This is a genomic window from Pseudogulbenkiania ferrooxidans 2002, assembly GCF_000174355.1.
Classification (GTDB): domain Bacteria; phylum Pseudomonadota; class Gammaproteobacteria; order Burkholderiales; family Chromobacteriaceae; genus Pseudogulbenkiania; species Pseudogulbenkiania ferrooxidans.
On sequence record NZ_ACIS01000001.1, the window covers coordinates 428,641 to 447,062 of the forward strand.

Consider the following 18,422-nt stretch of genomic DNA (forward strand, 5'->3'; position numbering starts at 1 on the left):
CCTAGCTAATATTTTAAAGCTTTATCAGAAAATAATTTGATCTGTAAAAGCGAGTCCATTATTATCCTTTTTGGATAAGGTCGGATCAAAACCAGTTGGCCATTTTATAGAAAGGTTTTGATCATTCCAATTTATACACCGTTCACTTTCAGGGGCGTAGTAATCCGTAGTCTTATATAAAAATTCGGCTACCTTGGACAGGGTGAGAAAGCCATGAGCAAACCCCTCCGGAATCCACAACTGCCGTTTGTTCTCCGCCGACAGGTTTACTCCGACCCACTGGCCGAAGGTAGGAGATGACTTGCGAATGTCCACTGCCACGTCGAACACTTCGCCCACCGCACAGCGCACCAGCTTTGCTTGGGCATGGGGCGGCAACTGGTAATGCAGCCCGCGCAGTACGCCTTTAACCGAGCGCGAATGGTTGTCCTGGACGAATTTTACCTGCTGGCCGATGGCTTCCTCGAATTGCTTATGGTTGAAACTCTCGTAAAAAAAGCCGCGCTCGTCACCGAAGACTTGGGGTTCGATGATCTTGACGTCGGGGATGGCGGTATCGATGACCTTCAACAGAACACCCTCTCCTTGAGTACGCTGAGCAAATACTGACCGTAGCCGTTCTTTTTCAGCGGTTCGGCCAGCTTTTCAAGCTGTGCGGCATCGATATGGCCAAGGCGATAGGCGACTTCTTCCGGGCAGGCGACTTTCAGCCCCTGACGCGCTTCGATGGTGGCGATGAACTTGCTGGCCTCCAGCATCGATTCATGAGTGCCGGTGTCGAGCCAGGCGTAGCCACGGCCCATGGTCTGTACATCCAGCAGCCCTTCTTTCAGGTACACGGCATTGACGTCGGTGATCTCCAGTTCGCCGCGTGTCGAGGGCTTGATGGATTTGGCGATGTCGACTACTTGCTGGTCGTAGAAATACAGGCCGGTCACGGCGTAATTCGACTTCGGCTGAGCTGGTTTTTCTTCGATGCTAATTGCTTTGCCGGCAGCATCGAATTCGACCACGCCGTAGCGTTCCGGGTCGTTCACATGGTGGGCGAAGACGCTGGCCCCGGCGTCCTTCCTGGCGGCATCCTGCAGCACTTTGGCAAAGTCGTGGCCATAGAAGATGTTGTCGCCGAGTACCAGAGCCGACGGGTCACCGGCAATGAACGATTCGCCGAGGATAAATGCTTGGGCCAGGCCATCCGGACTGGGCTGTACGGTGTACTGCAGGTTGATGCCCCACTGGCTACCGTCGCCGAGCAGTTGTTCGAATCGCGGGGTATCCTGTGGAGTGGAAATGATCAGAATGTCGCGGATACCCGCCAGCATCAGCGTGGCCAGCGGGTAGTAGATCATCGGCTTGTCGTAGATCGGCAAGAGCTGCTTGCTGACTGCCAGGGTAGCGGGGTACAGGCGGGTACCGGAGCCACCGGCGAGAATGATGCCTTTGCGTTTCATGCTTTGCGTCTTTCGTCTTATTTGTAAAGCTGCGAAACCACGTGAGCGACGCCTTGCTGCCAGTGCGGCAGCGCCAGCCCGAAGTGATGGGACAGCTTGCTACAGTCCAGTCGCGAGTTGGCCGGACGAGGCGCCGGCAGCGGATAGTCAGATGTCGAAATCGGACGGATGGCGCTCGCAGCGAGCCGGAGTGGGCAACGCTGCTGTTCGGCCAGGCGTACCACGAAACGCGCGTAGTCGTACCAGCTGGTCTCGCCGCTGGCCGTCAGATGATACGTGCCATAGTTAAATTGGTCTGTCGGCAACCGATAGCAGCTGATGAGCTGCGCCGTGATGTCGGCAATCAGGGCGGCTGGGGTCGGGGCACCGATCTGGTCCACCACCACGTTGAGGCTATCGCGCTCGTGCGCCAACCTCAGGATCGTCTTGAGGAAATTACCGCCATGGGCGCCGACCACCCAACTGGTGCGCAGGATCAGGTGATGGGCTGTACAAGTGCGAATGGCCTGCTCTCCTTCCCACTTGCTACGCCCATAGACCGACTGCGGGTTGGCCGTATCGTCTTCGCAATAGGCCCCGTCTTTGTTGCCATCAAACACGTAGTCGGTCGAGTAATGAATCAGCAGGGCATCGTGCTGCTCGGCCCATTCGGCCATCACGCCTGGTGCCTTGGCATTGATGGCCATGGCCAGCTCAACCTCCGTCTCGGCCTTGTCGACCGCGGTGTACGCTGCCGGGTTGACAATGATAGCGGGCTGGTAACGATTCAGTGCCGCTAGAATGCTGGCAGGGTCGGCCAAGTCCATCTCTTGTCGGGTCAGGGCAATGACTTCTCCCAAGGGCGCCAGCGCATGTTTCAGTTCGAAACCCACCTGACCGTTGGAGCCCGTGATCAGGATACGGCTCATGCTGCCGCTCCATACTGCTGCGCGACCCAGTTGCGATAGGTACCGCTGGTGACGTTATCGACCCAAGTTTGGTTGTCGAGATACCACTGCACCGTCTTGCGGATGCCTGTCTCAAAGGTTTCGGCGGGCTTCCAGCCCAGTTCACGTTCCAGTTTACGGGCATCGATGGCGTAACGACGGTCGTGTCCGGGGCGGTCCTGCACGAAGCTGATCTGGCCCGTGTACGACTCGCCGTCGGCGTGCGGTTGTAGTTCGTCCAGAATGGCGCAAATGGTGTGGACGACCTCGAGGTTGGGCTTCTCGTTCCAGCCACCGACGTTATAGGTTTGACCGAGTCTGCCGGCTTCCAACACTCGGCGGATGGCGCTGCAATGATCCTTGACGTACAGCCAGTCGCGTACCTGCTGCCCGTCGCCGTAGATCGGCAGCGGCTTGCCGGCCAGCGCGTTGAGGATGACCAGAGGGATCAGCTTTTCCGGGAAGTGATACGGGCCATAGTTGTTGCTGCAGTTCGTCGTTAGTACCGGCAGACCGTAGGTATGGTGCCAGGCGCGCACGAGTGATCGCTGGCTGCCTTGCTTGCCGAGTATGGGCTATTTGGTTCATAGGGGTGGGTTTCGGTGAAAGGTGAATCACCGGGCAATAGCGTGCCATACACTTCGTCTGTGGAAACGTGCAGGAAGCGGAACGATTGCTTGTCTGCCACCTTCAGATCATTCCAGTAGCCTCGGACAGCTTCGAGCAGGTTGAACGTGCCGACCACGTTGGTTTGGATGAACTCGCCTGGCCCACTGATAGAGCGGTCGACGTGCGACTCAGCGGCAAAGTTGATCACGGCGCGCGGCCGGTGCTCGGTCAGCAGGTGCGCGAGAAGTTCGCGATCGCCGATATCGCCGCGTACGAAGACATGGCGTGAGTCGTCCTTCAGTGAAGCAAGCGTATCGAGGTTGCCAGCATAGGTCAGCTTGTCGAGGTTGAGTACCGGCTCCTCTGAGCCAGCCAGCCAGTCGAGTACGAAGTTGCTGCCGATAAAGCCGGCACCGCCTGTTACCAGAATCATAGATGCTGCATTCTTCGAGTTTGGCTTGGTCTGACCATGCCAGTGTTTTCACAATAAAAAAAGCTGTGTTTACAAATGTTAACACAGTGATGAACCGCGAATTTTCGCACGGAATCATGGTGTGCTCTACTCGTTCAGCCTACGATTTTTACTCTTTTTGCATGATCTGACAGAGGGCGAAGTTTCTTGGCGCTGTATTTGATTGATAGAATCAACAATCTGCCATCCATTGCTATGTAGGGGGTGGATTGCCTCAGTTCTCAATAACCCGATCGAGTTTGGTATGCTTCTCATCCTTCTAGGGGCTCTTTTTTGCTCCTTCGTTATTGGAGTCCTTCTGGTCCGTTTCCGTCATCTCCACGATCGCTTCTCCGCTGATCATGACTTGGGCGGGGTGCAGAAATTCCATGCCGCACCTGTGCCGCGCATCGGCGGTGTACCGGTTATGGCGGGGATTGCTGCAGGATCACTGATTCTCTCCATGTTGACGAGGGAGTATTTGAGCTTGGTGCTTCTCGTCGCCGGGCTGCCCGCTTTTGTCGCAGGGTTGGCCGAAGATCTGACCAAGCAGGTTGGCCCCTTGCCGCGTCTGCTAGCTACTTTTGTAGCTGCAGCCATGGGGTTCTGGTTGCTGAACGCGGGTTTGTCACGTCTTGATGTGCCCGGGGTGGATCGGCTTTTGCACTATCACTGGGCTATTTCGCTGTTGTTCACCGTGTTCGCCGTCGGTGGCGTGGCGCACGCGATTAATATCATCGATGGCTATAACGGTTTGGCCGGGATGGTGTCAGTCTTCATCTTCATGGCGCTGGCCTATGTCGCATTCAAGGTCAGTGACCCGCAAATCATGGGGCTGTGCTTTGCAGCAACGGGGGCGGTGCTGGGCTTTCTGGTATGGAACTTCCCCCGCGGGATGATCTTTGCCGGCGATGGCGGGGCCTATCTGATAGGCTTCCTGATTGCCGAACTGTCGGTGTTGCTGGTGGCAAGGCACCCTCAGGTATCGCCATGGTTCCCGTTGCTGCTGGTGATCTATCCCGTATTCGAAACGCTGTTTTCCATCTATCGCAAGAAATTCCTGCGTGGCATGTCGCCGGGTATGCCGGATGGTTTGCATCTGCACATGCTGGTCTACAAGCGCTTGGTGCGCTGGATGGTTGGCTCGAAAGAGGCGCGTCACATGACTCGACGTAACAGCATGACATCACCCTACCTGTGGGCATTGTCGTCCTTGTCGGTCGCTCCGGCCATGCTGTTCTGGAACAACACTCCAGCCTTGATGGGGTGTGTGTGCTTGTTCGTGCTGACCTACCTGTACCTGTATCGCATGATCATCCGGTTCAGGTCTCCGCGCTGGATGGTGCTTTACCGCCCCGCTCTCAGTAAGGAGAGGGTGACGGCGCTATCGTATAAGCAAAATCGATAGAAATTTTTTTGACTACTCCCTCTCTTGAAAACCCCTTTACCCGTCCCTATCATTAGCACTCGCAAGCCCCGAGTGCTAATGCGCCGGGCCAATTTGCTGATTTGATTGATTTTTCATTCTCACCAGCCACTGCTAACAGGAGAGAACAATGGCAATTCGTCCTTTGCACGACCGTGTTGTAATCAAGCGCCTCGAGGCGGAAGAAAAGACGGCTTCCGGTATCGTTCTGCCGGGTGCGGCTGCCGAGAAGCCGGACATGGGCGAAGTGATCGCCGTGGGTAACGGTAAGATTCTGGAAAACGGCGAGCGCCGTCCGCTGGAACTGAAGGTCGGCGACAAGGTGATCTTCGGCAAGTATTCCGGCCAGACCGTTAAGGTCGACGGCGATGAAGTCCTCGTGATGCGCGAGGAAGACGTTATGGGCATCGTTGAGTAATCCGTCCCCACAACCGACTGAATCAGATTCTGGAGAAGTAAAGAATGGCTGCTAAAGACGTAAAATTCGGTGATTCCGCTCGTGCCAAGATGGTCAACGGTGTCAACATTCTGGCCGACGCCGTTAAAGTGACCCTGGGCCCGAAAGGCCGCAACGTGGTGTTGGATCGCTCCTTCGGCGCGCCGACCATCACCAAGGACGGCGTGTCCGTCGCCAAGGAAATCGAACTGAAGGACAAGTTCGAGAACATGGGCGCCCAGATGGTCAAGGAAGTGGCTTCCAAGACCTCCGACGTGGCCGGTGACGGTACCACCACCGCAACCGTGCTGGCGCAGGCCATCGTGCAGGAAGGCATGAAGTTCGTTGCCGCCGGCATGAACCCGATGGACCTGAAGCGCGGCATCGACAAGGCCGTGGTGGCCCTGGTCGGCGAGCTGGCCAAGATCGCCAAGCCGTGCACCACCTCCAAGGAAATCGCCCAGGTGGGTTCGATCTCCGCCAACTCCGACCTGGACATCGGCCAGATCATCGCCGACGCCATGGAAAAAGTGGGCAAGGAAGGCGTGATCACCGTTGAAGACGGCAAGTCGCTGAGCAACGAGCTGGACGTGGTGGAAGGCATGCAGTTCGACCGCGGTTACCTGTCCCCGTACTTCATCAACAACCAGGAAAAACAGATCGCCGCACTGGACAACCCGTTCGTGCTGCTGTTCGACAAGAAAATTTCCAACATCCGTGACCTGCTGCCGGTGCTGGAGCAAGTTGCCAAGGCTAGCCGTCCGCTGCTGATCATTGCAGAAGACGTGGAAGGCGAAGCGCTGGCCACGCTGGTGGTGAACACCATCCGCGGCATCCTGAAAGTGGTGGCCGTCAAGGCTCCGGGCTTCGGTGACCGCCGCAAGGCCATGCTGCAGGACATCGCTACCCTGACCGGCGGTACCGTGATCGCCGAAGAGGTGGGTCTGACCCTGGAGAAAGTCACCCTCGACATGCTGGGCCAAGCCAAGCGTATCGAAGTGGGCAAGGAAAACACCATCATCATCGATGGTGTGGGTGAGCACGCTGCCATCCAGGCCCGCGTTGGCGAAATCCGCCGCCAGATCGAAGAAGCCACTTCCGATTACGACCGTGAAAAACTGCAAGAGCGCGTGGCCAAGCTGGCCGGCGGCGTTGCCGTGATCAAGGTTGGTGCTGCCACCGAAGTGGAAATGAAAGAGAAGAAGGCCCGTGTCGAAGACGCGCTGCACGCTACCCGCGCTGCCGTGGAAGAGGGCGTGGTGCCTGGTGGTGGCGTCGCCATCCTGCGCGCCCGCGCTACCCTGGAGTCGCTGGTGACCGACAACGTCGATCAGGACGCCGGCGTCAAGATCGTGCTGAAGGCTATCGAAGCCCCGCTGCGCCAGATCGTTCAGAACGCCGGCGACGAGCCGTCGGTAGTTGTGAACAAGGTGCTGGAAGGCAAGGGTAACTTCGGTTACAACGCTGCCAGCGGCGAGTACGGTGACATGATCGAGATGGGTGTGTTGGATCCGGCTAAGGTGACCCGTACCGCTCTGCAACACGCGGCTTCGGTTTCCGGTCTGATGCTGACCACCGACTGCATGATCGCCGAACTGCCGGAAGACAAGCCGGCTGCTCCGTTGGGCGGCATGGGCGGCATGGGCATGGACGGCATGATGTAAGCCAACCAGGTTAGGGCGCAATCGCTGCGAAGCGCATTGTGCCGACCTGCCGAAAAACCCCGCAAACTTTGCGGGGTTTTTCTTTTTCTTCGGCCAACCTTGGCAAGGTTGGCCGAAGGTCATCTGGGCGCCCGCTTTCTGGCACAATCCGCCCATCGATCATCGGGAGAGATTCATGCAACTGAGCGAATTGCAGCGCGTACTCGACGCGCAACTGGAGCCCTGGCGTTTCAAGGATTATGCCCCCAACGGACTACAGGTGGAGGGCAGGGCCGAGGTGCGTACCATCGTTACGGGGGTGACCGCGTCGCAGGCGTTGCTCGAAGCGGCCATCTCGAAGCAGGCCGATGCCATCCTGGTGCATCACGGCTATTTCTGGAAGAACGAAGACCCACGTCTGGTCGGCATCAAGAAGCGTCGGCTGCAGACCCTGCTGGCACACGATATCAGCCTGTTGGCCTACCACTTGCCGCTCGATGCCCATCTGGAACTGGGTAATAACGCACAGCTCGCCAAGGAGCTGGGTTGGCAGGTTGAGGGTCAGTCCGGCGATCAGGGCCTGCTATGGTTCGGTGCCGTGCCACAGCCGCAGCGGGCCGACAATTTTGCCCGTGCTATCGGTACGCACCTGGGGCGTGAGGCGTTGCTGCTGGGGAACCCGGATAAAGAGGTGCGCCGCGTGGCCTGGTGCACGGGGGGGGCACAGGGGTATTTTGCCGATGCCATTGCGCTGGGAGTGGACGTTTTCGTCACTGGAGAGGTGTCGGAGCAGCAGCATCATATGGCGCTCGAATATGGCGTAGCGTTTGTTGCCGCGGGACATCACGCGACGGAGCGTTATGGCATCCAGGCTCTGGGGGGGTGGCTCTCCAATAATCATGAAGTTAGTGTGGTTTTTGCCGATATCCCTAATCCTGTCTGATCTAGGTCAAAGGGAACTTCGGTAATTAATTTGCATCCGCCCTTCAAGTCCATGTGGGTATTCGGGTAAAATCGGCAGGATTTGAGCTCGGTTTCCACGTTTGAGGATGACTGTAATGAGTGAGCAACACGTCGATGCGGGGCGCCGTCGTTTCCTGACGGTAGCAACCAGCGCGGTTGGTGGTGTGGCGGTAGCCGGGGTGGCAACGCCGTTTCTGATGAGTTTCTTCCCGTCCGAGAGGGCCAAGGCTGCCGGTGCGCCGGTCGAGGTCGAGATCGGCAAGCTGGAGCCGGGCCAGAAGATCAACGTCGAATGGCGCGGTAAGCCGGTGTGGGTGTTGTCGCGTACTCCGGAGATGGTGAAGAACCTCGCCAAGAACGACGACAAGCTGGTCGATCCCAAGTCGGAAGTCGAGCAGCAGCCGGAATACTGCAAGAACGAATACCGTTCGATCAAGCCGGAACTCTTGGTGGCGGTGGGCATCTGTACCCACCTGGGCTGTTCGCCGACGTTCCGTCCCGACCTCGCTCCGGCCGACCTCGGCCCGGAATGGCTTGGCGGTTTCTATTGCCCCTGTCATGGCTCGAAGTTCGACCTGGCGGCACGGGTTTTCAAAGGGGTGCCGGCACCGAAGAACCTGGAAATCCCGCCGCACAAGTATCTGTCCGATAGCCGCCTATTGATTGGCGCCGACAAATAAGCTGAGGGCGAAAAATGAGCAAAGGACAAAGCATCCTGAACTGGATCGACGAGCGCTTCCCGCTGTCATCCACCATGAAGGCGCACATCACCGAGTACTACGCGCCCAAGAACTTCAACTTCTGGTACTTCTTCGGCAGCCTGGCGATGCTGGTACTGGTGATCCAGATCGTCACCGGCATCTTCCTCACCATGAACTACAAGCCGGATGCCGCGACGGCCTTCCTGTCCGTCGAGTACATCATGCGCGACGTGGCCGGGGGCTGGATCATCCGTTACATGCACTCCACCGGCGCCTCGATGTTCTTCATCGTGGTCTATCTGCACATGTTCCGCGGCCTGATCTACGGTTCGTACAAGCAGCCGCGTGAACTGATCTGGGTGTTCGGCACCTTGATCTTCCTGTGCCTGATGGCCGAAGCCTTCATGGGTTACCTGCTGCCGTGGGGCCAGATGTCGTTCTGGGGCGCCCAGGTGATCGTGAACCTGTTCGGTTCGATCCCGGTCATTGGCCCGGATCTGTCGGTATGGATCCGTGGTGACTACGTGGTGTCCGACGCCACCCTGAACCGCTTCTTCGCGCTGCATGTAATCGCGGTTCCGCTGGTGCTGCTGGCACTGGTGGTGGCCCACCTGGTGGCGCTGCACGAAGTGGGTTCCAACAACCCCGATGGCGTCGAAATCAAGAAGAACAAGGACCCGAAGACCGGCATTCCGCTCGACGGCATCCCGTTCCACCCGTACTACACCGTCAAGGATGTACTGGGCGTTGCCGTGTTCCTGATCGTGTTCTCGGCCATCGTGTTCTTCATGCCGGAAATGGGTGGCTTCTTCCTCGAGCACCCGAACTTCGACCCGGCCGACCCGCTGAAGACCCCGCCGCACATCGCACCGGTATGGTACTTCACGCCGTTCTACGCCATTCTGCGCGCCATTCCGTCCTTCCTGGGCACCCAGGTGTGGGGTGTGCTGGGCATGGGGGCGGCCGTGGTGCTGATCGCCTTCCTGCCGTGGCTGGACAAATCGCCGGTGAAATCGATCCGCTACCGCGGTCCGAAGTTCAAGTTCATGCTGGTCCTGTTCATCATCGCCTTTATCGGCCTGGGTATCCTGGGGGCCATGCCGTCCACCAATACCCGCACCGTGATTGCCCAGATCCTGTCTGCGATCTACTTCGCCTTCTTCCTGGGCATGCCGATCTATACCAAGAACGATGTCGGCAGTGAGCCGGTTCCGAGCCGCGTGACCGAGACCAACGCCAAGCGCCAGCTGCGCTTCCTGGTGCTGGTTGCCGTCACCGTGGTCGGTGCAGCGCTGTTTGCCATGAACGTGTAACGAGGGGGATGGACAATATGAAAACCAAAATCCGTCATCTGATCGCCGCTGCTGCGTTCATGCTGCCGCTGGGGGCTGCCGTGGCCTCCGAAGGGGGCCCTGCGCTGGAAAAGGCTCCGATCGATATCCATGATACCGAGTCGCTGCAGCGCGGCGCGCAGCTGTTTACCAACTACTGCTTGTCCTGCCATTCGGCCAACGCCATGCGTTACAACCGTCTGGCGGATATCGGTCTGACCGAAGACCAGATCAAGGAAAACCTGCTGCCGCCGGACGCCAAGGTGGGTGACACCATGAGCATCGCCATGGGCAAGAAGGATGCCAAGGTCTGGCTCGGCGCTGCGCCGCCGGACCTGTCGGTGATCGCACGCTCGCGCGGTGCCGACTACCTGTACGCCTACCTGCGCGGTTTCTACCGTGACGACACGCGTCCCACCGGCTGGAACAACCTGGTATTCGACAAAGTCGGCATGCCGCATGTGTTCTGGCAGTGGCAGGGTGATCAGGTGCTGAAGACGGTCAAGGGCGAGGGCGGCCACGAAGAGCATCAGCTCGAGTTGGTCAAGGCCGGTACCATGACCAAGCTGGAAAACGGCAAGGCCAATACCGTCGAATTCGACCGCCGCATGGCCGATCTGACCAACTATCTGGTGTACATGGGCGAACCGGCCCAGGTGAAGCGCCACCAGATCGGCTACGTCGTGCTGATGTTCCTGGGCCTGCTGCTGCTGCCACTGGCCTACTTCCTGAAGAAGGAATACTGGAAAGACATTCACTGAGTCTGAAGGTTGGCCGAAGACAAGGGCGGGTAAATCCCGCCCTTTTTCTTTTTCAAACAGGGGCTTAATGGCTAAAACTGGAAAAGCGTGGCGGCAAAATGGTAAACTCCACTATTGTTGCCAATCAGAAGGATGCGCTTTTAGCCATGATGACCTTGTACTCCGGTATCACCTGCCCGTTCAGCCAGCGTTGCCGCATCGTATTGTATGAAAAAGGGATGGATTTCGAGATCATCGATGTGGACGTCCACAACAAACCCGAAGATCTCGCGGTGATGAACCCGTACAACGAGGTGCCGGTCTTGGTCGAGCGTGATCTGATCCTGCACGAATCGAACATCATCAACGAATACATCGACGAGCGCTTCCCGCACCCGCAACTGATGCCGGCTGATCCGGTGATGCGCGCGCGTGCTCGCCTGTTCCTGTTCCGCTTCGAGCAGGAGCTGTTCTGCCACGTCAAGACGCTGGAAGCCGGTGCCACCGGTAAAGAAGCGACCAAGGCGCGCGAGGCGATTCGCGACGGCCTGATCATGATCGCACCGATCTTCGCCAAGCAGAAGTTTATGCTGGGCGACGAGTTCTCGATGATCGACGTGGCCATCGCTCCGTTGATGTGGCGCCTTGAACACTACAATATCGACCTCGGCAAGAGCGCTGCGCCGATTCTCAAGTACGCCGAACGGATCTTCCAGCGCCAGTCCTTCATCGACTCGCTGACCCCGTCCGAAAAGGCCATGCGCAAGTAAGGGCAGTGATGAGTTCGTCTACCAAGCCTTACCTGATCCGCGCTCTGCACGAGTGGTGCACCGATAATGGTCACACACCTTATATCGTGGTGTGGGTCACCGACCAGACCTCGGTGCCGCGCGAATTCGTCAAGAATAACGAAATCGTGCTCAATATCTCCCCGACCGCTTGCCAGGCGCTCAAGATCGACAACGACTGGATCTCGTTCTCGGCTCGCTTCGGCGGCGTTGCTCGCGAGATCTGGGTTCCGGTCGCCAACGTCATGTCCATCTTTGCCCGGGAAACCGGGGAGGGGATGGGGTTCGAAGTCGAAGCTCCTCCGGCGGAGGAAGATGTGTCCGAATCGGCTCCTGCCTTGAAACCGGTCGAAGGACCGGGGGAAGGCACGGTATCGGAGGCTGAGCCAGCGCCGCGCCCATCCGGCCGACCCAGCCTGCGCGTCGTCAAGTAGGGTGTCTCTCCCCAAGCCAAAAGCCAGCTCGATGCTGGCTTTTTGTTTGGTCGTTTCTTCGGCGCGCCAGAATGCCGGCAAAAAAATGGGGCGCCGAAGCGCCCCTAAGTCCCTTACCACAACAAGACAACTTAATGATCTCTTGTGTTACTCCACGCGTTCGCCGTGGAGCACCACATCCAGCCCCTCGCGCTCTTCTTCATCGGTGACTCGCAGACCGATGACCACGTCGATAAGCTTCAGCAGCACAAAGCTGGCAACGCCACAGTAGGCCGCGGTGACCACCACGCCGAGCGCCTGGGTGGCGAGGCTGCCATCAACGCCGCCGATATCCTTCACCGCGAACACGCCGGTGAGCAGGGCGCCGACGATACCGCCAACACCGTGTACGCCGAAGGCATCGAGCGAATCGTCATATTTCAGGGCGTGTTTCAGGCCGGTTGCGCCCCAGTAGCACACGAGGCCGGCGATGAGGCCGATGGCCAGCGCACCCTTGGCATCCACGAAGCCGGCGGCCGGGGTGATGGCCACCAGGCCGGCCACGGCGCCGGAGGCGATACCCAGCACCGACGGCTTGCCCTTGGCAATCCACTCGGCGCCCATCCAGGCCAGTGCCGCCATGCCGGTCGCGATCTGGGTCACCATCATCGCCATGCCGGCGCGGCCATCGGCTGCGGCGGCGGAGCCGGCGTTGAAGCCGAACCAGCCCACCCATAGCATGGAGGCGCCAATCAGGGTCAGCACCAGGTTATGCGGGGCCATCGCTTCCTTGCCGAAGCCGACGCGCTTGCCCAGAACCAGGGCTGCCACCAGGCCGGCGACACCGGCGTTAATGTGTACTACGGTGCCGCCCGCAAAGTCGAGGACGCCTTTATCGGCCATCCAGCCGCCCGGTGCCCATACCCAGTGTGCAACTGGTACGTAGACCAGCAGCGACCACAGGGCCATGAACACCATCATGGCGGAAAACTTCATCCGTTCAGCAAAGGCACCGGTAATCAGGGCCGGAGTGATGATGAAGAAGGTCATCTGGAACATCATGAAGACCGGTTCCGGAATGGTCGGGGCCAGCGGGTGGACGGTCAGTTTGCCGCCATCCTTCAGATAAGTCAGGCCTTCCATCAGGACACGATCGAAACCGCCGATCAGGGAATTGCCGGGGGAGAAGGTCAGGCTGTAGCCAATGACGGTCCACAGCACGGTCATCAGAGCACAGATCGCGAAGCTCTGCATCAGCGTCGCCAGTACGTTCTTCTTGCGGACCATGCCGCCATAGAACAGGGCAAGACCCGGGATGGTCATGAACAGCACCAGTGCCGTCGAGGTCATCATCCAGGCCGTATCGCCACCACTGATGGTGGAGGTGGCAACCAGGGTCGGTTCGCCTGCGGCCAGTGCCGGCAGGGAGGAGACGAGGGCGAGAGCGCCCAGTGTGGCCATATTCCTTTTCATTGGCATTCCCCTTCAGTTCCCGTTATGGAATTTAGACGGCATCGGCACCGGTTTCGCCGGTACGAATGCGGACGACTTGCTGCAGGTCGAACACGAAGATCTTGCCATCGCCGATCTTGCCGGTCCGGGCGGACTTTTCGATGGCTTCCACCACCTGGTCCAGCAGGGCATCGTCAATGGCGATTTCCAGTTTCACTTTAGGCAAGAAGTCGACGACGTACTCTGCGCCGCGATACAGCTCGGTATGGCCTTTCTGGCGTCCGAAGCCTTTCACCTCGGTCACGGTAATGCCTTGAACACCGATGGACGAGAGGCCTTCACGCACTTCGTCAAGCTTGAACGGCTTGATAATCGCTGTGACCAGTTTCATGTGCATTCCTTTCTGACGGATCCGAATCGTTTTTTTACTGCTGTGCTGTGATTAAGCAGGTTTCGTGCCAGAGCATGTCGTTCACCTCATATAGCGCAATGACGGCACCGTCACGGCCTGAAAGCGGGCATCCGCTACGCCTTGGCACCGTCTTGGCGCGATTGGCGTTCGGCGACTGCACCAATGCTGTGCGGCTGCCCGGCGCTGCAGCGGCAAATCCTTTTTGCTACACTCAAGCCTGTGCAACATGACGAAGTCAAGGAGGCCCCAGATGCTGAGCCAGAAGTTGTTTGAAGAAATCACCACCAAGATCAGTGACACCATCGCGGCCAGCCCGGTGAAGGATGTCGAGAAGAATGTCAAAGCCATGATGGCGTCGACCTTCTCGCGCCTGGACCTGGTTACCCGCGAGGAATTCGACGTCCAGCAGGAGGTTTTGCTGCGTACTCGAGAAAAGCTAGAGCGGTTGGAGGCTCGCCTGGCCACTCTGGAAGCGGCGGTGTTCCCCGATAAGGCAGCAGAGCAGGTCGATACCCAGGCTACGCTGGGTCATTCCTGATTTCTAGCCGATGACGCTGGCCATCGTTCATAGCCGGGCCTTGTCCGGCATGGAGGCTTCCGAGGTCTCTGTCGAGGTGCACATGGCCAATGGCCTGCCGGCGTTCGCCATCGTGGGTCTGCCCGACACCGAGGTAAAGGAAAGTCGCGACCGGGTCCGGGCCGCGATCCTGACCTCGGGGTTTACCTTCCCTGCGCGGAAGATCACAGTGAATCTGGCTCCCGCCGATTTGCCCAAAGATTCGGGGCGCTTCGATTTGCCGATCGCGCTTGGCATTCTGGTGGCGTCCGGACAGGTGAAGGGTGAAGCGCTTAGCCGCTATGAATTCGCCGGCGAACTGGCGCTGAGCGGCCAACTGCGAGCTGTCCGAGGCGGTTTGGCGATGACCTGTCATGCCCGGCGTGCCGGGCGTGCCTTTGTGTTACCGCCGCAAAGCGCCACCGAGGCCGCCTTGGTCGCCGATGCCACGGTGTATTCGGCGGCGACGCTGCTGGAGGTTTGTGCCCATCTCAATGGCTTGCAGCTCTTGCCACGCGCGCAGGCGGAGAGTGTACGCACCACTATCGGCTATCCCGATCTGGCCGATGTCAAAGGACAGGGGGCGGCGCGCGGGGCGCTGGAGATCGCCGCCGCGGGCGGCCACAGCTTGCTGCTGATTGGTCCTCCGGGAACAGGGAAGTCGATGCTGGCCAGCCGTTTGCCCGGGCTGCTGCCGCCGATGCAGGATGACGAGGCACTGGAGGCGGCGGCGGTTCAGTCACTCGGATCGCAAGGGTTCTCTGCCGAGGCCTGGCGCGCCAGGCCATTCAGAGCACCTCACCATACCGCTTCGGCCGTGGCCATGGTGGGAGGCGGCTCCGAGCCACGTCCGGGAGAGGTCAGCCTGGCGCACCGTGGGGTGCTGTTCCTGGACGAATTGCCGGAGTTTGATCGCCGCGTGCTGGAGGTCCTGCGTGAACCTTTGGAGAATGGCGTGATCCATATCTCCCGTGCGGCCCGCCAGGCGACGTTTCCAGCCCGATTTCAGCTCGTGGCGGCAATGAATCCCTGCCCCTGCGGTTATCTCGGGCACCGTTCCGGGCGCTGCCAGTGCACGCCGGAGCAGGTCGCGCGTTATCGCGGTAAAATCTCCGGCCCTTTGCTGGACCGGATCGACATGCATATCGAGATGCCGACCCTGTCGCCGGACGAGCTATCAGGCCAGGGGCAAGGCGAAACGAGTGCGGCGGTGCGCGAGAGGGTGATTTCGGCGCGCCGGATCCAGTTGGCGCGGCAGGGGAAGGCGAATGCGGACCTTTCCGGGGCCGAGCTGGATCGGCATGGGTTGGTCGAAGCGTCGGCGCAGCAGACCCTGCTTCAGGCGGTCGAGCGGCTGCACCTTTCCGCTCGCAGCTATCATCGGATTCTGCGTGTGGCTCGAACCATTGCCGACTTGAAGGGCGCGGAACGGATATCGCGCCAGGAAGTGTTGCAGGCGGTACAACTGCGACGTGCCGGGCTGCCAAATAGCTGAGCTTTTCCCCGGCCCGTCTTAATTATTGGATAATGTGGCGATTGCATGATGCAAGCTAGCGCCCATGGGTAATATTGATTTGAAACATTCTTCACGTTCTTCCTCTTCGCGCCGCAACTCGTCGGGAGCCGCGCGCAGTGGTGGTGGTGGTCTGATGGCGGGTATCGTCATTGGGCTGATCGTCGGGGTGGCCGTCGCCATCGGCTTGGCCATGTATCTCAATCGTTCAGCGACGCCCTTTGCTACGGCAACGAAGTCGACACCGAAGCCTGCCGCCCAGGTGCCCGAGCCGACCTTGCTGTCGCCTGGAAGCAAGATAGCCGAGTTGCCTGTCGCACCGTCATCGGCGCCGGCGACACCGGCTACCGCACCGGCGATTCCGGCGACTTCCCCGGCTCCCGTGGCCCCGCCGGCCGCCAAGCCGACCGCCCCGGCCAAAAGCCAGGATGAGCAACGTTTCGATTTTTACAAGATTCTGCCGGGGCAGCTTGATGCTGTTCCGGGTGAGGGGGGGAAGCACGCCAAGGGCGGGGAACCTTCCGCCTCTGCAGCTGTTCCTAAGTCTTATTTGCAAGTAGGTGCATTCCAGAATGAAGACGAGGCGGATAACCTGAAGGCCCGTTTGGCCATGCTGGGTGTCGAAGCCTCGATACAGTCGGTCAATCTGCCCGACAAAGGTCTGGTGCACCGTGTCCGCGTCGGTCCGTTTACACGGCAAGAAGATCTGGACCGGGTGCGTGCTCAACTCAAGCAGGATGGCCTGACCGGAGCTGTGGTCAAGGGCGGTAATTGATTTCGACAAGGGGATGATATGAAAAAGTGGTTGCTTGCCGGGCTGATGCTGTTTAGTGCCTGGGCCAATGCGGCGATTGAGCAGGGCAAGGATTACACGGTATTGGCCAATCCGCAGCCAGTGGCAACGCCGGGCAAGGTGGAGGTCATCGAGTTCTTTTCCTACCACTGCATCCATTGTTTTCATCTTGACCCGGCTTTGACGGCGTGGAGCAAGAAGCTGCCGGCCAACGTCAGCTTCCGTCGTGAGCAGATTGTCTGGAACAAGCAGATGGAGGGTCTGGCTCGTTTGTTCGCGACCTTCAATGCCACCCGGACGCTGGACAGGCTGCATGCCCCGGCGCTGAGCGCCATGGTGGAGAAAAAGATCAATCTGGCCGACGAGACGGAGATGAGCAAGTGGCTGGCGACCCAGCCAGGGATCGACACCAAGACTTTCATGGCAACGTATAAGTCCTTCGGCATCAATGCCCAGGTGGCCCGTGCCAGCAAGATCACCCGAGACTACGGTATCGAAGGGACGCCGACCATCGTGGTGGCCGGCAAGTACGCGACGATGGCGGCCGAGCCAGCCCGCTTGCTGCAGGTGGTGGATGAGTTGATCGTCAAGGCGCAGCGGGAAGCGAAGAAATAAGGTAGTTAAGTTTGCATTAATCGAACAAAGGCAGCCTGGCTGCCTTTGTTTTTGCCTAATAACGACAATGGAAAGGTTGTACCGTGGACGTGCTGCTGCTAGCCAAGGCTTTACTGATGGGGGTCGTGGAAGGCCTGACGGAGTTTCTGCCGATTTCGAGTACTGGCCACCTGATCGTGGCGGGTGACCTGATCAATTTCCATAGCGAGACCAGCGCGGTCTTCGAGGTGGTGATCCAGCTGGCGGCCATTTTGGCGGTGGTCTGGGAATACCGGGCTCGTTTCACCGGCGTGGCGGAAAATCTGGGACGTGACGCTTCGGCCCAGCGCTTTGTGTTCAATTTGCTGCTGGCCTTTTTGCCCGCTGCCATCATCGGCTTTCTGTTTATCAAGGTCATCAAGCTCTACCTGTTCAACGCGGTGAGCGTGGCGTTGGCGTTTATTATTGGTGGCCTGGTGATCTTGTTGGTCGAGCGCAAGGATCGTCGTGCCCAGGTGCATAGCGTCGAGGCCATGACGGGGAGGGATGCCCTCAAGGTGGGGCTGGCTCAGGTGTTTGCCCTGATTCCGGGAACCTCGCGTTCTGGTGCCACCATCATTGGCGGTATGTTGTTTGGCCTCGACCGGAAGGTGGCCACCGAGTTTTCCTTCTTTCTGGCGGTTCCAACCATGTTCGCGGCAACTATTTACGATGTGTACAAACATCGTGCACTGTTCGCCTTGAGTGATGCCCCAGTCTTTGCCGTAGGTTTTGTGGCGGCCTTCTTCAGTGCGTTTCTGGCGGTACGCGGGCTGATCCGCTATGTCTCGGGCCATAACTTCAATGCTTTCGCCTGGTACCGTATTGGCTTCGGTGTGCTGATCCTGCTGACCTGGAAAATGGGTTGGGTGGACTGGGCGGCGTAAGCCATCCCTTTTTTGCTCATAAAAGCTTGACGCGGGTTCTGCGAGACGGTAAGATGCATTTCTTCAGACGCGGGGTGGAGCAGTCTGGTAGCTCGTCGGGCTCATAACCCGAAGGTCGTAGGTTCAAATCCTGCCCCCGCAACCAAGTTTAGAAAAGCCAGAACATCATGTTCTGGCTTTTTGCTATCCAACGTGCCCCATATCGGTGTACGCCGCATAACGTGCGATTTCCGTCGCGACGCTTCCTGAATTCTTGTGGGTCCCTCCGCCGGCTTGGCTTTTCAATTTAGCCAGCGCG

General features: G+C 58.9%; 19 protein-coding genes, 1 tRNA gene and 1 pseudogene. 15 read left to right on the top strand and 6 right to left on the bottom strand.

Annotation, left to right across the window (positions count from 1 at the left end):
- Window positions 1–24 precede the first annotated feature (24 nt).
- From rfbC to rfbB, 4 genes and pseudogenes are all read right to left on the bottom strand, one after another.
- Window positions 25–570, bottom strand: coding sequence for a dTDP-4-dehydrorhamnose 3,5-epimerase (rfbC, locus tag FURADRAFT_RS02095; RefSeq protein ID WP_008952446.1), 546 nt, complete (start codon window positions 568–570; stop codon window positions 25–27).
- Window positions 567–1,451 carry a glucose-1-phosphate thymidylyltransferase RfbA gene (rfbA, locus tag FURADRAFT_RS02100; protein ID WP_008952447.1) on the bottom strand — a complete coding sequence of 295 codons (885 nt, stop codon included), beginning with the start codon at window positions 1,449–1,451 and terminating at the stop codon, window positions 567–569. Before rfbA ends, rfbC begins: the two co-directional genes overlap by 4 nt.
- 17 nt (window positions 1,452–1,468) lie before the next feature.
- On the bottom strand, window positions 1,469–2,359 hold the full coding sequence (gene rfbD / locus FURADRAFT_RS02105; RefSeq protein WP_008952448.1) for a dTDP-4-dehydrorhamnose reductase: 891 nt from the start codon (window positions 2,357–2,359) through the stop codon (window positions 1,469–1,471).
- Window positions 2,356–3,419 (bottom strand): annotated as a pseudogene (gene rfbB, locus FURADRAFT_RS02110) (dTDP-glucose 4,6-dehydratase). Before rfbB ends, rfbD begins: the two are co-directional and overlap by 4 nt.
- Window positions 3,420–3,702: 283 nt before the next feature.
- Here rfbB and FURADRAFT_RS02115 point away from each other — a divergent pair.
- The 9 genes from FURADRAFT_RS02115 to FURADRAFT_RS02155 all read left to right on the top strand — a co-directional run bounded on the left by FURADRAFT_RS02115 (window position 3,703) and on the right by FURADRAFT_RS02155 (window position 11,899).
- Window positions 3,703–4,845 (top strand): MraY family glycosyltransferase, encoded by a 1,143-nt coding sequence (locus FURADRAFT_RS02115; RefSeq protein WP_040652166.1) that lies wholly within the window; start codon window positions 3,703–3,705, stop codon window positions 4,843–4,845.
- Window positions 4,846–4,993: 148 nt separating this feature from the next.
- A complete protein-coding gene (gene groES / locus FURADRAFT_RS02120; protein ID WP_008952453.1) occupies window positions 4,994–5,281 on the top strand; it encodes a co-chaperone GroES in 288 nt (95 codons plus the stop codon).
- A gap of 44 nt (window positions 5,282–5,325) precedes the next feature.
- Window positions 5,326–6,963 carry a chaperonin GroEL gene (gene groL / locus FURADRAFT_RS02125; RefSeq protein ID WP_008952454.1) on the top strand — a complete coding sequence of 546 codons (1,638 nt, stop codon included), beginning with the start codon at window positions 5,326–5,328 and terminating at the stop codon, window positions 6,961–6,963.
- Window positions 6,964–7,138: 175 nt separating this feature from the next.
- Entirely contained in the window at window positions 7,139–7,885 is a 747-nt protein-coding gene (locus tag FURADRAFT_RS02130) for a Nif3-like dinuclear metal center hexameric protein (RefSeq protein ID WP_008952455.1), read from the top strand.
- A gap of 115 nt (window positions 7,886–8,000) precedes the next feature.
- Window positions 8,001–8,585, top strand: a complete 585-nt coding sequence (petA, locus tag FURADRAFT_RS02135; RefSeq protein WP_008952456.1) for a ubiquinol-cytochrome c reductase iron-sulfur subunit — start codon at window positions 8,001–8,003, stop codon at window positions 8,583–8,585.
- 14 nt (window positions 8,586–8,599) lie between these two features.
- On the top strand, window positions 8,600–9,919 hold the full coding sequence (locus tag FURADRAFT_RS02140) for a cytochrome b (RefSeq protein WP_008952457.1): 1,320 nt from the start codon (window positions 8,600–8,602) through the stop codon (window positions 9,917–9,919).
- A 17-nt stretch (window positions 9,920–9,936) separates the two neighbouring features.
- Complete coding sequence (locus FURADRAFT_RS02145; protein ID WP_008952458.1) at window positions 9,937–10,698, top strand: cytochrome c1; 762 nt, start codon at window positions 9,937–9,939, stop codon at window positions 10,696–10,698.
- Between the two features lie 146 nt (window positions 10,699–10,844).
- Window positions 10,845–11,447, top strand: coding sequence for a glutathione S-transferase N-terminal domain-containing protein (locus FURADRAFT_RS02150; protein ID WP_040652169.1), 603 nt, complete (start codon window positions 10,845–10,847; stop codon window positions 11,445–11,447).
- Between the two features lie 8 nt (window positions 11,448–11,455).
- The gene (locus FURADRAFT_RS02155; protein WP_008952460.1) at window positions 11,456–11,899 is read left to right on the top strand and encodes a ClpXP protease specificity-enhancing factor; all 444 of its coding nucleotides are present in this window, start codon (window positions 11,456–11,458) and stop codon (window positions 11,897–11,899) included.
- A gap of 147 nt (window positions 11,900–12,046) precedes the next feature.
- On the opposite strand, the gene FURADRAFT_RS02160 is transcribed toward FURADRAFT_RS02155, so the two are convergent.
- Both FURADRAFT_RS02160 and glnK read right to left on the bottom strand, forming a co-directional pair.
- Window positions 12,047–13,351, bottom strand: coding sequence for an ammonium transporter (locus FURADRAFT_RS02160; RefSeq protein ID WP_008952461.1), 1,305 nt, complete (start codon window positions 13,349–13,351; stop codon window positions 12,047–12,049).
- 31 nt (window positions 13,352–13,382) lie between these two features.
- On the bottom strand, window positions 13,383–13,721 hold the full coding sequence (gene glnK / locus FURADRAFT_RS02165; protein WP_008952462.1) for a P-II family nitrogen regulator: 339 nt from the start codon (window positions 13,719–13,721) through the stop codon (window positions 13,383–13,385).
- A 271-nt stretch (window positions 13,722–13,992) separates the two neighbouring features.
- On the opposite strand from glnK, the gene FURADRAFT_RS02170 reads away from it, so the two are divergent.
- The 6 genes from FURADRAFT_RS02170 (at window position 13,993) to FURADRAFT_RS02195 (ending at window position 18,269) form a co-directional block, all read left to right on the top strand.
- Window positions 13,993–14,280 (top strand): accessory factor UbiK family protein, encoded by a 288-nt coding sequence (locus FURADRAFT_RS02170; protein WP_008952463.1) that lies wholly within the window; start codon window positions 13,993–13,995, stop codon window positions 14,278–14,280.
- 10 nt (window positions 14,281–14,290) lie between these two features.
- Window positions 14,291–15,793 carry a YifB family Mg chelatase-like AAA ATPase gene (locus tag FURADRAFT_RS02175; protein ID WP_008952464.1) on the top strand — a complete coding sequence of 501 codons (1,503 nt, stop codon included), beginning with the start codon at window positions 14,291–14,293 and terminating at the stop codon, window positions 15,791–15,793.
- A 64-nt stretch (window positions 15,794–15,857) separates the two neighbouring features.
- Window positions 15,858–16,586 (top strand): SPOR domain-containing protein, encoded by a 729-nt coding sequence (locus FURADRAFT_RS02180; RefSeq protein ID WP_008952465.1) that lies wholly within the window; start codon window positions 15,858–15,860, stop codon window positions 16,584–16,586.
- 18 nt (window positions 16,587–16,604) lie between these two features.
- A complete protein-coding gene (locus tag FURADRAFT_RS02185) occupies window positions 16,605–17,219 on the top strand; it encodes a thiol:disulfide interchange protein DsbA/DsbL (RefSeq protein WP_008952466.1) in 615 nt (204 codons plus the stop codon).
- Window positions 17,220–17,302: 83 nt separating this feature from the next.
- On the top strand, window positions 17,303–18,124 hold the full coding sequence (locus tag FURADRAFT_RS02190) for an undecaprenyl-diphosphate phosphatase (protein ID WP_008952467.1): 822 nt from the start codon (window positions 17,303–17,305) through the stop codon (window positions 18,122–18,124).
- 68 nt (window positions 18,125–18,192) lie between these two features.
- Window positions 18,193–18,269, top strand: a tRNA-Met gene (locus tag FURADRAFT_RS02195).
- The last annotated feature ends 153 nt before the right edge of the window (window positions 18,270–18,422 follow it).